Annotated in this window: 13 protein-coding genes; 12 read left to right on the top strand and 1 reads right to left on the bottom strand. The window is 64.0% G+C overall.

The window, feature by feature from the left end; genetic code table 11:
* Window positions 1-209: 209 nt before the first annotated feature.
* The 11 genes from ACOABP_RS08630 to ACOABP_RS08580 all read left to right on the top strand — a co-directional run bounded on the left by ACOABP_RS08630 (window position 210) and on the right by ACOABP_RS08580 (window position 12,268).
* Window positions 210-983, top strand: coding sequence for an ABC transporter ATP-binding protein (locus tag ACOABP_RS08630; RefSeq protein ID WP_474227745.1), 774 nt, complete (start codon window positions 210-212; stop codon window positions 981-983).
* The gene (locus tag ACOABP_RS08625) at window positions 983-1,711 is read left to right on the top strand and encodes an ABC transporter ATP-binding protein (RefSeq protein WP_474227744.1); all 729 of its coding nucleotides are present in this window, start codon (window positions 983-985) and stop codon (window positions 1,709-1,711) included. The genes ACOABP_RS08630 and ACOABP_RS08625 overlap by 1 nt, the downstream gene beginning before the upstream one ends.
* 113 nt (window positions 1,712-1,824) lie before the next feature.
* On the top strand, window positions 1,825-3,033 hold the full coding sequence (locus tag ACOABP_RS08620) for an ABC transporter substrate-binding protein (RefSeq protein ID WP_474227743.1): 1,209 nt from the start codon (window positions 1,825-1,827) through the stop codon (window positions 3,031-3,033).
* A 173-nt stretch (window positions 3,034-3,206) separates the two neighbouring features.
* Window positions 3,207-4,091: a branched-chain amino acid ABC transporter permease gene (locus ACOABP_RS08615; protein ID WP_474227742.1), complete on the top strand. Its 885-nt coding sequence runs from the start codon at window positions 3,207-3,209 to the stop codon at window positions 4,089-4,091.
* Window positions 4,091-5,134, top strand: a complete 1,044-nt coding sequence (locus ACOABP_RS08610; protein ID WP_474227741.1) for a branched-chain amino acid ABC transporter permease — start codon at window positions 4,091-4,093, stop codon at window positions 5,132-5,134. The genes ACOABP_RS08615 and ACOABP_RS08610 overlap by 1 nt, the downstream gene beginning before the upstream one ends.
* A 392-nt stretch (window positions 5,135-5,526) precedes the next feature.
* The gene (locus ACOABP_RS08605) at window positions 5,527-6,006 is read left to right on the top strand and encodes a hypothetical protein (RefSeq protein ID WP_474227740.1); all 480 of its coding nucleotides are present in this window, start codon (window positions 5,527-5,529) and stop codon (window positions 6,004-6,006) included.
* A 116-nt stretch (window positions 6,007-6,122) separates the two neighbouring features.
* Window positions 6,123-6,881, top strand: coding sequence for a sulfite exporter TauE/SafE family protein (locus tag ACOABP_RS08600; protein ID WP_474227739.1), 759 nt, complete (start codon window positions 6,123-6,125; stop codon window positions 6,879-6,881).
* A 350-nt stretch (window positions 6,882-7,231) separates the two neighbouring features.
* Entirely contained in the window at window positions 7,232-8,380 is a 1,149-nt protein-coding gene (locus ACOABP_RS08595; protein ID WP_474227738.1) for an ABC transporter substrate-binding protein, read from the top strand.
* A gap of 198 nt (window positions 8,381-8,578) precedes the next feature.
* Window positions 8,579-9,631 (top strand): branched-chain amino acid ABC transporter permease, encoded by a 1,053-nt coding sequence (locus ACOABP_RS08590; protein ID WP_474227737.1) that lies wholly within the window; start codon window positions 8,579-8,581, stop codon window positions 9,629-9,631.
* A gap of 108 nt (window positions 9,632-9,739) precedes the next feature.
* Entirely contained in the window at window positions 9,740-11,515 is a 1,776-nt protein-coding gene (locus ACOABP_RS08585; protein ID WP_474227798.1) for a branched-chain amino acid ABC transporter ATP-binding protein/permease, read from the top strand.
* A 9-nt stretch (window positions 11,516-11,524) separates the two neighbouring features.
* Window positions 11,525-12,268, top strand: a complete 744-nt coding sequence (locus ACOABP_RS08580) for an ABC transporter ATP-binding protein (protein ID WP_066736830.1) — start codon at window positions 11,525-11,527, stop codon at window positions 12,266-12,268.
* Window positions 12,269-12,401: 133 nt separating this feature from the next.
* On the opposite strand, the gene ACOABP_RS08575 is transcribed toward ACOABP_RS08580, so the two are convergent.
* Window positions 12,402-13,325: a LysR substrate-binding domain-containing protein gene (locus ACOABP_RS08575; RefSeq protein WP_474227736.1), complete on the bottom strand. Its 924-nt coding sequence runs from the start codon at window positions 13,323-13,325 to the stop codon at window positions 12,402-12,404.
* Window positions 13,326-13,452: 127 nt separating this feature from the next.
* Here ACOABP_RS08575 and ACOABP_RS08570 point away from each other — a divergent pair, with 127 nt between their 5' ends.
* On the top strand, window positions 13,453-14,469 hold the full coding sequence (locus tag ACOABP_RS08570) for a Bug family tripartite tricarboxylate transporter substrate binding protein (protein ID WP_474227735.1): 1,017 nt from the start codon (window positions 13,453-13,455) through the stop codon (window positions 14,467-14,469).
* The last annotated feature ends 1 nt before the right edge of the window (window position 14,470 follow it).

The following is a 14,470-nucleotide window of genomic DNA, read 5'->3' as shown; positions in this document are numbered from 1 at the left end:
AACCCCGATGTTTTGCGACGCAGCAGGCGCACACAATAGTCGCCGGTATACGGTGCCGCAGCCTTCACTTCACGCACCGTCATCCACGGTAGCCGCACCGTTCCCACCTATACCTAAAGCGGCAAACATGGCGACAAAGCGCCGTAGTTCGAACCATTGTCAGTAGCCGGGCACAACCTGGCATGCAGCAAGAGGGCGGGCAGGAGACTATGACTCAGGAAATCATCCTGGAAACGAAGAACCTCACGAAGGAATTCAAGGGGTTCACTGCGGTGAGCGACGTCAACCTGCGCGTGCGTCGCGGCTCGATCCATGCATTGATCGGACCGAACGGCGCGGGCAAGACCACCTGCTTCAACCTGCTCACCAAATTCCTGGAGCCCACCACGGGCACCATCCTTTTCAACGGCATCGACATCACGCGCGAGAAGCCCGCACAGATTGCGCGGCGCGGCGTGATCCGGTCGTTCCAGATTTCCGCCGTGTTCCCGCACCTGAGCGTGCGCGAAAACGTGCGCATCGGCCTGCAGCGCCAACTGGGCACCGCGTTCCAGTTCTGGCGCAGCGAGCGGTCGCTCGACGTGCTCGACGCGCGCGCCATGGAACTGCTGGACCAGGTGGGCCTGACCGAGTTCGCCGAGACCACCACCGTCAACCTGCCGTATGGCCGCAAGCGCGCGCTGGAGATCGCCACTACGCTGGCGATGGAGCCCGAGCTGATGCTGCTGGACGAACCCACGCAGGGCATGGGCCACGAGGACGTGGACCGTGTGACGCAGCTGATCAAGAAGGTGTCGGCTGGCCGCACCATCCTGATGGTCGAGCACAACATGAACGTGGTGTCGTCGATTGCCGACAAGATCACGGTGCTGCAGCGTGGCGCCATCCTGGCCGAAGGCCCGTACGCCGAGGTGTCGAAGGACCCGCGCGTGATGGAAGCCTACATGGGCACCGCCGATGCCGAACTGCAGGGAGCGCACTGATGACCGCGAATATTCCCGCACTCGAAATCAAGGACCTGCACGCCTGGTACGGCGAATCGCACATCCTGCACGGCGTGGACCTGACCGTGAACCGTGGCGAGGTGGTGACGCTGCTGGGCCGCAATGGCGCGGGCCGCACCACCACCATGCGCGCGATCATGGGGCTGACCGGCACGCGCAAGGGATCGATCAAGATCAACGGTAACGAGACCATCGGCCTGCCCACGCACAAGATCGCGCACTACGGCATCGGCTACTGCCCGGAAGAGCGGGCAATCTTCTCCAGCCTGTCGTGCGAGGAAAACCTGCTGCTGCCGCCGGTGCTCAAGGGCGCCCGTGGCGGCGACACCCCGGGCATGAGCGAGGCCGAGATCTACGAGATGTTCCCGAACCTGCGGGAACGCAAGCAGAGCCAGGGCACGCGGCTGTCCGGCGGCGAACAGCAGATGCTGGCCGTGGGCCGCATCCTGCGCACGGGCGCGAACCTGCTGCTGCTCGATGAAATCTCCGAGGGCCTGGCGCCGGTGATCGTGCAGGCGCTGGCGCGCATGATCCTGATGCTGAAGAAGAAGGGCTACACCGTGGTGATGGTGGAGCAGAACTTCCGCTTCGCCGCGCCGCTGGCCGACCGCTTCTACGTGATGGAGCACGGCGCCATCGTCGAGCGCTTTGCCGCCAGCGAGCTGCAGGCCAAGATGCCGGTGCTGAACGAACTGCTTGGGGTCTGACCCACTGCGCCAGACCGGCGCCAGGGTCGCAATTTTCGGATCGTGTTGGATCGTATTTTTACGAGATGGCAGGAACGGGTGGCTGCTCGCCGCCGCAACTCAGGAGACAAGACATGAAGATGACTCGGCTGGCTGTCGCAGTGGCGGCAACTGTCTTTGGTGCGTTTGCAGGGGGCGCCTCTGCGCAGGTATCGAACGATACGGTGAAGATCGGCTACATCACCGACATGTCGGGCCTGTATGCCGACATCGACGGCCCGGGCGGCCTCGAAGCGATCAAGATGGCCATCGAGGATCACGGTGGCAAGGTGCTGGGCAAGCCGATCGAACTGGTCAGCGCCGATCACCAGAACAAGGCTGACATCGCTGCGTCGAAGGCGCGCGAATGGATGGACCAGCAGGGCCTGGACATGCTGCTGGGCGGCACGAACTCCGCCACAGGCCTGGCCATGAACAAGGTGGCGCAGGAAAAGAAGCGCGTCTACTTCAACATTGGCGCCGGCACGGCCCGCCTGACCAACGAAGAGTGCTCGCCGTACACGGTGCACTACGCGTATGACACGGTGGCGCTGGCCAAGGGCACCGGCAGCGCGGTGGTGAAGCAGGGCGGCAAGAAGTGGTTCTTCCTGACTGCCGACTACGCGTTCGGCCATTCGCTGGAAAGCGATACGGCAGCCGTGGTGAAGGCCAACGGCGGCACGGTGGTGGGCCAGGTGCGCCATCCGCTGTCGGCGTCGGACTTCTCGTCGTTCCTGCTGCAGGCGCAGGCATCGAAGGCTGACATCCTGGGCCTGGCCAATGCCGGTGGCGACACGATCAATGCGATCAAGGCGGCCAAGGAATTCGGCATCACCAAGACCATGAAGATTGCCGGCCTGCTGATGTTCATCAACGACGTGCACAGCCTGGGCCTGAAGAACACCGAAGGCCTGCTGATGACCGACAGCTGGTACTGGGACATGAACGACGACACCCGCAAGTTCGCGAATCGCTTCTTCGGCAAGATGAAGAAGATGCCGAGCAGCCTGCAGGCCGCCGACTACTCCGCCGTCAGCACGTACCTGAAGGCCGTGGAAGCCGCCAAGACCGACGACCCGGACAAGGTCATGGCCGAGTTGAAGAAGATGAAGATCAACGACTTCTACAACAAGAGCTACATCCGCGCCGATGGCCGCAACATCCACGACATGTACCTGATGCAGGTCAAGGCGCCGGCAGAGTCGAAGAAGCCGTGGGACTACCTGAAGGTGGTGGCAACGATCCCGGGCGACCAGGCGTTCACGACGGTGGCCGATTCGAAGTGCTCGCTGCTGAAGAAGTAAGCAAGGCAGGCGAACCCAGGATGGTTTGCTCCCCTCTCCCGTGCGCGGGAGAGGGGCAGGGGGGGAGGGTCAGCATATCAACATGCGAGGGTGGCAGATTGAGCCGCCAAGCCCTCTCCCCCGACCCCTCTCCCACTTGTGGGAGAGGGGAGACCCAGAAGGCAATTTAAGCCATGGATATTTTCGGAATTCCACTACCCGCCATGCTGTCCCAGCTACTGCTGGGCCTGGTCAATGGCGCTTTCTACGCGATGCTGAGCCTGGGGCTGGCCGTGATCTTCGGTCTGCTCAACGTGATCAACTTCGCGCACGGCGCGCTTTTCATGCTCGGGGCGGTGCTGGCCTGGGCGGGCATGGAATACGCCGGACTCAACTACTGGGTGATGCTGGTCCTGTCGCCGCTTGTGGTGGGCCTGGTGGGCGTCATCATCGAGAAGACGATGCTGCGCTGGATCTACAAGCTCGATCACATCTACGGCCTGTTGCTGACGCTGGGCATCACGCTGATCATCGAAGGTATCTTCCGCTCGATCTACGGGGTCTCCGGCCTGCCGTATTCGCCGCCCGACGCGCTGCAGGGTGCCACGGACCTGGGCTTCATGATCCTGCCGAACTATCGTGCATGGGTGGTGGCCGCGTCGGTGGTGGTGTGCCTGGCTACGTGGTTCACGATCGAGAAGACCAAGCTGGGCGCGTACCTGCGTGCCGGCACCGAGAACCCGAAGATGGTGGAAGCCTTCGGCGTCAACGTGCCGCTGATGGTGACGCTGACCTACGGCTTTGGCGTGGCGCTGGCCGCGTTTGCCGGCGTGCTGGCGGCGCCGGTGATCCAGGTATCGCCGCTGATGGGCCAGAACCTGATCATCATCGTGTTCGCCGTGGTGGTGATTGGCGGCATGGGTTCGATCATGGGGTCGATCATCACGGGCCTGGGGCTCGGTGTGATCGAGGGGCTGACCAAGGTGTTCTATCCGGAAGCATCGTCGACCGTGGTGTTCTTCATCATGGTGATCGTGCTGCTGCTGCGCCCGGCCGGGTTGTTCGGGAGGGAAAAGTGATGAGCGGACAAACTGGACAAACGGCTGTGGCCGTCGAGGCCAAGGGCTTCAAGGAAGGTACGGGATTGCAGAAGAAGGTGCTCTACAGCCTGCTGCTGCTGGGCCTGATCGTGGCGCCGCTGGCCGGCGCGTACCCGGTGTTCGTGCTGAAGGTGCTGTGCTTCGCACTGTTCGCATGCGCGTTCAACCTGCTGATCGGCTTTACGGGCCTGCTGTCGTTCGGCCATGCGGCGTTCTTCGGCGGTGCGGGCTATGCGGCCGGCCATGCCATGAAGGTGTGGGGCGTGACGCCGGAACTGGGCCTGCTGTTCGGCACGCTGTCCGGCGCGGCCATCGGCTATGTGGTGGGTTCGCTGGCGATTCGCCGCCAGGGCATCTACTTCTCGATGATCACGCTCGCGCTGGCGCAGATGCTGTTCTTCTTCTGCCTGCAGGCGCCGTTCACGGGCGGCGAGGACGGGCTGCAGGGCATTCCGCGCGGCAAGCTGTTCGGGGTGCTGCCGCTGGCCGACGACATGACGCTGTACTACGTGGCCCTGGTGATCATCGTGGCGGCCTTTGCGCTGATCGTGCGCACCGTTCACTCACCGTTCGGCCAGATCCTGAAGGCGATCCGCGAGAACGAACCGCGGGCGATCTCGCTGGGTTACGACGTGGACCGCTTCAAGCTGCTGGCCTTCGTCATCTCGGCGGCGCTGTCGGGCCTGGCTGGATCGATCAAGGCGCTGGTGCTGGGCTTTGGTACGCTGACCGACGTGCACTGGTCGATGTCGGGCTCGGTGATCCTGATGACGCTGGTGGGCGGCCTGGGTACGCTGTCGGGCCCGATCGTCGGTGCCTTTGTGGTCGTGGCACTGGAAAACAAGCTTGGCGATATCGGCACGTTCCTGGCGAACCTGACCGGCATGGGCTGGTTCAACGCGCTAGGCGAGTCGGTGACGATGGTGACGGGCGTGATCTTCGTGATCTGCGTGCTGACGTTCCGCCGGGGCATCATGGGCGAGCTGATCGCGCTGACTGGCCGCAAGTCGGACAAGCATTAGCCGGCGCCCCGAGTGAAGATGGGGCGACATGCCCGATTTTGGGGCTAGGGTTATTGCTGACTTGTTTCATACGCACCGGTTCGTTACATTGCATATACGGTTTTCGCAGGTTACTTGGAGGCGGAAGCGAGGAGACGACAGGCGCGCACCCGGTGTCGGGTAGCAGCAGCCAATACGATAAAGAGGCGTTGCTGGGTGATCCCCGGCAACGCCTTTTTCATTTCCAGCCCCCGGAAACCGCCGTTCACGACACCCGCCACGGCCGATGCGCCGGTCGATGCATGTTGGGCATGACCCCCCGCCAGCCCCCATGCGACAATGCCGGCCAGCTTTCCTGGCCGGCCATGTCCTCCCCATCCGATCCCCCGAATTCCTCAAAAGTGCAGTATCAGGTGCTTGTAGGCGTCAGTGCCGATGGTTTCGCCATCGACGCCTGGCTGGACGCCCGCGCGCCGCTGCCGGTGCCCGAGGCGCGCGCCCGGCGGCTGTCGCTGGACGCGTTGCTGGAGCAGGGCGGCCACGGTATCTGCCTGCTGGGCGGCGGCACCAGCGCGGTGCGCGATTGCATCGATCCCGGCGACTCTTCGGCGGCGCTGGCCTGCCTGATGCCGGTCACGCTCGTCCACAGCCTTTCGCTGGGCGGTCGCGTCGCCATGGCTGCCGAGTGGTGGCCGCCGGCCGCCGATGCTGCGGGCTGGCTCGAAGCCACCTGCCAGACGCTGGCCGACTGGTGCCGTGCCCATGGCATCCGCCATATCCGCCTGGCGCCGGGGCTGGTGGCCGACGGCGAAAGGGCGCCGCAGGGCTTCCAGCGCGATGCCGATGGCCTGTGGCTGCGCAGCCTGGTCCCGACGCCAAAACGGCTGGGCTGACGACCCTGGCGGCCGGGATGCCCTCGTAGCGGGTCTGGCGCCACCTGTCCCGCCTCTTTCGATTCCTTCGATCCTCTCCGCCCCCTTACTCTTTCGACCGTTCGGACTGTTCAACCATGGAGTTTGCATTTCTGGCCGCGGCCGCCTTTCTGGCCGGCATGATCGACGCTGTGGCGGGCGGAGGCGGCCTTGTGCAGGTGCCGGCGCTGTTCTCGACCTATCCCAATATGTCGCCGGCCACGCTGATCGGCACGACCAAGGTGGCGTCGCTGGCCGGGACATCCAACGCCGCCTTCCGCTTTGCGCGCAGGGTGCGGATCTACTGGGGGGCCACCGGTCCCGCGATGCTGGCAGCCTTCGTGTTCTCGATGGCCGGTGCGTGGACGCTGACGATGATTCCGGCCGAACCGCTGCGCAAGGCGCTGCCTTTTGTACTGCTGGTCCTGCTGGTCTACACGGTGGTGAAGAAGGATCTGGGCACCGAGCATGCGCCGACGCTGTCGGGCGGACGCGAACGGCTGGCGGCACTGCTCGCCGGCGCCGCGATCGGGTTCTATGACGGCGTGTTCGGGCCGGGTACGGGTAGCTTCCTGATGATCGTGTTCGTGCGCGTGTTCGGCTACGACTTCCTGCACGCGTCGGCTTCGGCCAAGATCGTCAACCTGGCTACCAACCTGGCGGCGCTGCTGCTGCTTGCGGCAAAGGGCCATGTCTGGTGGCAACTGGGCATCGTGATGGCACTGGCCAATGTGGCCGGCAGCCAGGTGGGCAGCAAGCTGGCGCTGCGTCACGGCAGCCGCTTCGTGCGCAAGGTGTTCATCGCGGTGGTCAGTGCGCTGATCCTGAAGACCGCTTACGACGCGTTCCTGCGCTAGGGCCGCGACGGGTCGGCAAGTCGCCTGAAAGGGCTGCCGGACAACGGAAACCCTCGACTGTTGCGCCCGTGCTGCTGCGGGTTAATCCGGCCTTTTCGTATCACATCGCTGTGTTAGACTCGATTCGCATTCCCGACCGAGCGGTCGGGGAATGCAACTGCGCAATCCGGGGGTAATGGCGCAGGACGGGAAAAAACGGGACGAACTTCGATGTTCCCGGCTGAGATCGGATGCCAGCGTTGCATCTGCCAAAGAGCCTGCCAGAGTGGGCCACAAAAAAACTGAAGGCATCCGTCGGCCGGAAGCCGGCGGATGCCTTTTTCCGTTTTTGGAATCGAAGGAGACAAGCCATGACGTTCAAGCGCGCCAGCTTGCTGGCACTTGCCGCCGCCAGTCTGTTCTCGGGCGCGGTCAGCGCCCAGGTAAAGGTTGGGGTCACGGTTTCGGCCACCGGGCCGGCCGCCTCGCTCGGCATCCCCGAGAAGAACACCTTCACGCTGTTGCCCAAGGAAATCGCCGGCAAGAAGATCGAGTACATCGTGCTTGACGATGCCACCGACACGACCACGGCGGTCAAGAACACGCGCAAGCTGATCAGCGAAGACAAGGTGGATGTGGTGGTGGGCTCCACCGTCACGCCCAATTCGCTGGCGATGGTGGACGTGGCGGCTGAAAGCGAAACGCCGATGATCTCGATGGCCGCCTCGGCCCGCATCATCGAGCCGATGGACAGCAAGCGCGCCTGGATCTTCAAGACGCCGCAGAACGACTCGCACATGGCAACCGCCCTGGCCGAGCACATGACCAGCAACAACGTGAAGACGGTGGCGTTCATCGGCTTCGCGGACGCCTATGGCGACAGCTGGGCGCAGGAATTCGCCAAGGTGGCGGAAATGCGCAAGATCAAGGTGGTGGCCAACGAGCGCTTTGCCCGTACCGACAACTCGGTGACGGGCCAGGTGCTGAAGATGATGGGCACCAATCCGGACGCCGTGCTGATCGCGGGCTCGGGCACGCCGGCCGCGCTGCCGGCCAAGGCGCTCAAGGAGCGCGGCTACAAGGGCAAGATCTACCAGACGCACGGCGTGGCCAACCCCGATTTCCTGCGCGTGTGCGGCAAGGATTGCGAAGGCACGTTCCTGCCGGCCGGGCCGTTGCTGGTGGCCGAGCAGCTGCCCGACAGCAATCCGGTGAAGAAGCCGGCCATGACCTACAAAGCGGCCTACGAGAAGGCGTTTGGTGGACAGGTGTCGACCTTCGGCGGCCATGCCTGGGATGCCGGCCTGCTGCTGCAGAACGCGATTCCCGAGGCGCTCAAGAAGGGCCAGCCCGGCACCAGGGAGTTCCGCAAGGCCCTGCGCGATGCGCTGGAGCAAACGAAGAATCTGCCCGTATCGCACGGCATCATCAACATGAGCCCCACCGACCACCTCGGCATGGACCAGCGCGCGCGCGTGATGGTGCAGATCGTCGATGGCAAGTGGAAGCTGCAGAAGTAAGCCGGCAGACGACCGGCTGGCAGGGGTCACACGCTGGGCAACGTAGCAACGCAGGGCGCATGGCAGACCATGCGCCCTTTTTTTGCCCCCGCGATTTCCCGCCACCCTCTAGGCATTGCGCGGTGGAGTCTCTAAGCTGAAGCTGCGGTAGCGGCAAGCACAGGCGCCAACCACGCGCGCACATAACACGGGCAGACAATGGACCTATCGATTGCGGCCATTCTGGCGCAGGACGGCATCACCTCCGGCGCGATCTACGCGCTGCTGGCACTGGCACTGGTGCTGGTGTTCTCGGTGACGCGCGTCATCTTCATCCCCCAGGGCGAGTTCGTGGCCTACGGCGCGCTGACGCTGGCCGCCATGCAGGCCGGCCATGCACCGCAAACCACGTGGCTGCTGCTTGCCATGGGGGTGCTGACGTTCCTCTACGATGGTGTGGCGGTGTTGCGCAGCCCAGAGCTGCGGCTGACCGCGCCGCGCCGGATCCTGATTCTGGCGGGCAAATACCTGCTGTTTCCCGGGGCCGTGCATGTCCTGGTGCAGCAGTACGGCGGCGAGCCACTGCCGATGCTGGTGCAGATCGCGCTGACGTTGCTGATCGTGATCCCGCTCGGGCCGATGCTCTATCGGCTGGCCTATCAGCCGCTGGCCGAAGCCAGCACGCTGGTGCTGCTGATCGTGTCGGTGGGCGTGCATTTCGCGCTGGTGGGGCTGGGGCTGGTGATGTTCGGCGCAGAAGGTTCGCGCACGAATCCGTTTTCGGATGCGCGCTTCGACGTGGGCAGCCTTAGCGTGTCGGGGCAGAGCCTGTGGGTGGTGGTGGTGTCCGGCGTGCTGATCGCCGCGCTGTACTTCTATTTCGAACGCACGCTGCAGGGCAAGGCCTTGCGCGCCACCGCCGTGAATCGGCTGGGCGCACGGCTGGTGGGCATCGGCACGACGCAGGCCGGCCGCCTGTCGTTCACGCTGGCCGCCGCAATGGGCGCGCTGTGCGGCATCCTGATCGCGCCGCTGACAACGATCTATTACGAGTCGGGCTTCCTGGTGGGGCTCAAGGGCTTCGTGGGCGCCATCGTCGGCGGGCTGGCGAGTTACCCGGTGGCGGCTCTCGGTGCGCTGCTGGTGGGGCTGCTCGAATCGTATTCATCGTTCTGGGCCAGTGCCTTCAAGGAGGTCATCGTCTTCACGCTGATCATTCCGGTGCTGCTGTGGCGTTCGCTGACGAGCAAGCACGTCGAGGAAGAGGAGTAAGCCATGACGATGCTGACCGACAAGCCGCTGGAGAAGAACGTGGAGTCGCAGAACGGGAATTCGCAGGGCAGGCCGCAATCGCGCCACGCAAGTCACCTGCGCGGTGTCATGCGCAACCGGTTGCTGGCGCTGGGCTTTGCTGTTGTCCTGGCGCTGTTGCCGGTGTTGCCGACGCCGGAGTTCTGGATCACGCTTGGTAACTACATCGGGCTGTACAGCATCGTGGCTATCGGCCTGGTGTTGCTGACCGGCGTGGGCGGCATGACCTCTTTCGGGCAGGCCGCGTTCGTGGGGCTGGGCGCGTACAGCACGGCGTACCTGACCACACAGTTCGGGCTGTCGCCATGGCTGGGGCTGATCGTGGGGCTGGTCATCACGATTGCGTCAGCCTACGTCATTGGCCTGATTACGATGCGCATGTCGGGCCACTATCTGCCGCTGGCGACGATTGCCTGGGGCCTGTCGCTGTTCTTCCTGTTCGGCAACCTCGAATTCCTGGGCAAGTACGATGGCCTGAACGGCATTCCGGTGCTGTCGTTCATGGGCGTCGAACTGCAGTCGGGCCGCTCGATGTTCTATCTGATCTGGGCCGTGGTGCTGCTGGCCGTGGTGGCGATGCAGAACCTGCTCAATTCGCGCCCGGGCCGTGCGATTCGCGCGCTCAAGGGCGGCGGCACGATGGCCGAGGCGATGGGCGTGAACACCGCGTGGATGAAGGTGGTGATCTTCGTGGTGGCGGCGATCCTGGCGTGCGTGTCGGGCTTCCTGTACGCGCATCTGCAGCGGGCCGTGAACCCGACGCCGTTCGGGCTCAACTACGGCATCGAGTACCTGTTCATGGCCGTGGTGGGGGGCGTGGGGCATGTCTGGGGCGCCGTGCTCGGCGCGGGCATCCTCACGATCCTCAAGGACGTGCTGCAAGGCCTGCTGCCCCGGCTGCTTGGCAGCACGGGCAACTTCGAGATCATTGTCTTTGGCGTGCTGCTGGTGCTGCTGCTGCAATACGCCCGTGACGGCATCTGGCCATTCCTGCGCAGGCTGATGCCATCGGGCCCGCCTGTGGTGGCGCCAGATCACGCAGAAGCACTGACGGTGCGGCAGAAGCCCGAAGCCGGTGAACTGATCCTCGATGTGTGCGCGGTGCGCAAGCAGTTCGGTGGCCTGGTGGCGGTGAACGACGTGAGCTTCCAGGTGCATGCCGGCGAAATCATCGGTCTGATTGGCCCGAACGGTGCCGGCAAGTCCACCACTTTCAATCTTGTGACCGGCGTGCTGCCACTCACGCGCGGCGAGGTGCGCTATCGGGGCGAGGTGATCTCGGGGCTGCCGTCGCGGGAGATCGTCAAGCGTGGTGTGGGCCGTACCTTCCAGCATGTGCATTTGCTGTCCACGATGACGGTGCTCGAGAACGTCGCCATCGGCGCGCACCTGCGCGGCGATTTCCGCGCACAGGGTGGCGTATCGGCGGCAATCCTGCGCATGAACCGCGCCGAGGAGCAGAAGCTGCTGTTCGAGGCGAAACGCCAGCTGGAACGCGTGGGCCTGGCCGACTGCATGTACATGGAAGCCGGCAGCCTGGCATTGGGCCAGCAGCGCATTCTGGAGATCGCGCGCGCGCTTTGCTGCGATCCCGCGCTGCTGCTGCTTGACGAGCCTGCGGCAGGGCTGCGCTACAAGGAAAAGCAGGCGCTGGCCGAACTGCTACGCAAGCTGAAGGGCGAGGGCATGAGCGTGCTGCTGGTGGAGCACGACATGGACTTTGTGATGAACCTGACCGATCGCCTGGTGGTGATGGAGTTCGGAACGCGCATCGCCGAAGGCGTGCCGGAAGACGTGCAGAAGAATCCGGCCGTGCTGGAGGCCTATCTCGGCGGCGTCGAGTGAGGAAATGAGATGAGTCTGATTCTGGAGGTGAAGGACCTGCACGTGCGCTACGGCAAGGTGGAGGCCGTGCACGGCGCCAATCTGCAGGTCCAGGCCGGCAAGATCGTCACGGTGATCGGGCCGAACGGTGCCGGCAAGTCGACCATGCTCAACGCGATCATGGGGGCGCTGCCGGTCAGTGGATCGTCCACCGGTACGGTGCGCTACCTGGGTCACGACATGGCCGGTATCCCCGTGGAGGGGCGGGTGGCACGCGGCATGTGCCTGGTGCCCGAGAAGCGCGAGCTGTTTGCCACGATGACCGTCGAGGACAACCTGCTCCTGGGTGCCTTCCGGCGCAAGCGTGCGGGCGAGCGCAACTACCTCGATCAGATGGACGTGGTCTATGACCTGTTTCCGCGCCTCAGGGAACGCGCGAAGCAGGAGGCAGGCACGCTGTCCGGCGGCGAACGGCAGATGCTGGCTGTGGGCCGGGCGCTGATGGCCAAGCCGCAACTGCTGATGCTGGACGAACCAAGCCTGGGCCTGGCGCCGCTGATCGTGAAGGAAATCTTCCACATCATCAGCAATCTGCGTCAGACCGGCGTGGCGACGCTGCTGATCGAGCAGAACGCCCGCGCGGCGCTGCAGGTGGCCGACTATGGCTATGTGGTCGAAACCGGCGACATGGCGATGGAGGGCGAGGCCGCCGCGCTCGCCAGCAATCCGAAGGTCATCGAGACGTATCTGGGGCTGGCGAAGAAAGCGGCCTAGCGTAAGCCAGGGGCAGGGCCAAGGCACGCCTTCGGCACGTATACATCGGTTTGGAAAATAACGGCGCCTAGATTGGCGCCGTTTTTATTCACGGAACCGATGTTGTTCACAAAACTATCCACAGTGTGGATAACTACTGGCGAACTAGCTCGGTGATATCGATTGCGGCGGCCGAAAGCAGCCATTCCCGGAACACTGCCAGGGCCCGATGTTCGCCTTTTTCACGTGGCGCACAGAGGAAATATCCCCGGTTCAGCGTGACCGGAAGATCGAATGGCGCCACCACCTGACCGGCCTGCAACGCATCTCTGACAAGGCATCGCTGCAAAACGGCCACGCCCATATCGGCCTTCACGGCCTCCAGCAGAATCGACACCTGGTCGAATCCGCGGGCAAGCGCGGGCGCAGCGTTGGGTACGCCCGTGGCGCGCAACCAGTTCTCCCAGTTCCTGGGGGCAGTTGTGTGGAAAAGCAGCGGCTCACCCATCAGGTCCGATGGACTTTTCCACAGATTGGCAGCCTGCCGTGCATGGGCCCGGGCGGGGTGGCAAACCGGCACCATTTCGCGGCCGATGACATAGTCGACCTGCAGGTGGGGCCAGTGGCTGGCTTCGCCGGTCAGGATCGCCGCATCGGGTTTTGCGCCGGAAAAGTCTTCGTCACGACGATAGGGGACGAAGTCGAGCCGGATATCGGGATGCTTGCGGTGGAAGTCGGGCAGGCGGGGCACCAGCCAGACGCTTGCGAGCGTGGGCACGGCAGACAACGTCAGGTGATGCTGGCGATCCTCGCCCAGCATGGCCGCACTGGCGCTCTCGATGGCAGCAAGCGGGCCGGTGATAGTGTCCAGATATTGGCGTCCCGCCTCGGTCAAAGTGAGTTTGTGGGCGTTGCGATGGATCAGCGGCTGCCCGAAATGGGACTCCAGCCGGGAGATGGCGCGGCTGATCGCCCCCTGTGTCACGCACAGCGTTTCCGCCGCTCGCGTAAAACTGCCAAGCCGGGCCGCCGTCACAAATGCGTGAAGCTCGGACATCGAAGGTGAGCGTATACGCATGGCGCTTGAGCATGAGCTTTGGTGATGGAAGCGTGCAATATAGTCGTTTGTGCAGGGCCGGTAAACTGTCGAAACTCCCCAGCTCGGTACCCCGATTCGAGAACGAAAATACGAGGAGTTTTACGCCATGAACCGAGCCCTGCCTGCCTGCGCCACGCGTCGTCGGCTGATGTTTTCCACAATGTTGTCCACAGCCGTAGCCGCCGTTTTTGGCGGCGTTGCGATGCCGGTGGCAGCACAATCCAACTATCCCAACAAGCCGATCCGTCTGGTCGTACCGTTCGCCGCGGGTGGTACTACGGATCTGTCGGCACGCCTGGTGGCCGAGTACGCGGGACGCGAGCTGGGCCAGACCATCGTGGTCGACAACAAGGGTGGGGCGGGCGGCTCGATCGGCATGGAGCAGGTAGCCCGGTCGGCACCAGATGGCTACACGATCGGGATGGCGACGGTCAGCACGCATGGCTCCAATCCGGCCGTATACCCCAAGCTGGGTTACGACCCGATCAAGGACTTTGCACCAGTGACCAATGTGGCGGCCGTCCCCAGCGTCTTTGCCGTGCATCCGAGCGTACCCGCCAAGAACATGCAGGAGTTTGTGGCACTCGCCAAGGCCAATCCCGGTAAGTACACGTTTGCGTCGCCCGGCGCCGGATCGCTCGGTCACGCAAACATCGAAAACTTCATGATGCTGGCCAAGATCGACCTGCTGCACGTGCCGTACAAGGGCGCGGGCCTGGCGCTGAACGACGCGCTGGCAGGGCAGGTGAACGCGATCACTGACAATCTGTCGACCACGCTACCGCACGTAAAGGCCGGCCGGCTGCGCGCGCTAGCCCTGCTGGGCGCGCAGCGCTCGCCACAACTGCCGAACGTGCCGACGTACGCCGAGCTTGGCTACAAGGATATGGGTGATGGCGGCTGGTTCGGTATCGTTGCGCCGGCGGGTACGCCCCAGCCCATCATCGACAAGCTGAACGCCGCGATCCACAAGGCGATGCTGAATCCCGAGTTCAAGCGCAAGATCGAGGAGTCGGGCGGCACGCTGGTGCCGACCACGCCGGACCAGTTCAAGGCGCAGATCCAGCAGGCCATGGCGCGCTATGCGCGTGTCGCCAAGGCCGCCAACATCAAGCTGGATTGAG

The sequence above is a fragment of the Cupriavidus sp. HE11 genome (genome assembly GCF_056097175.1).
This window is presented reverse-complemented; position numbering and strand designations above follow the sequence as displayed.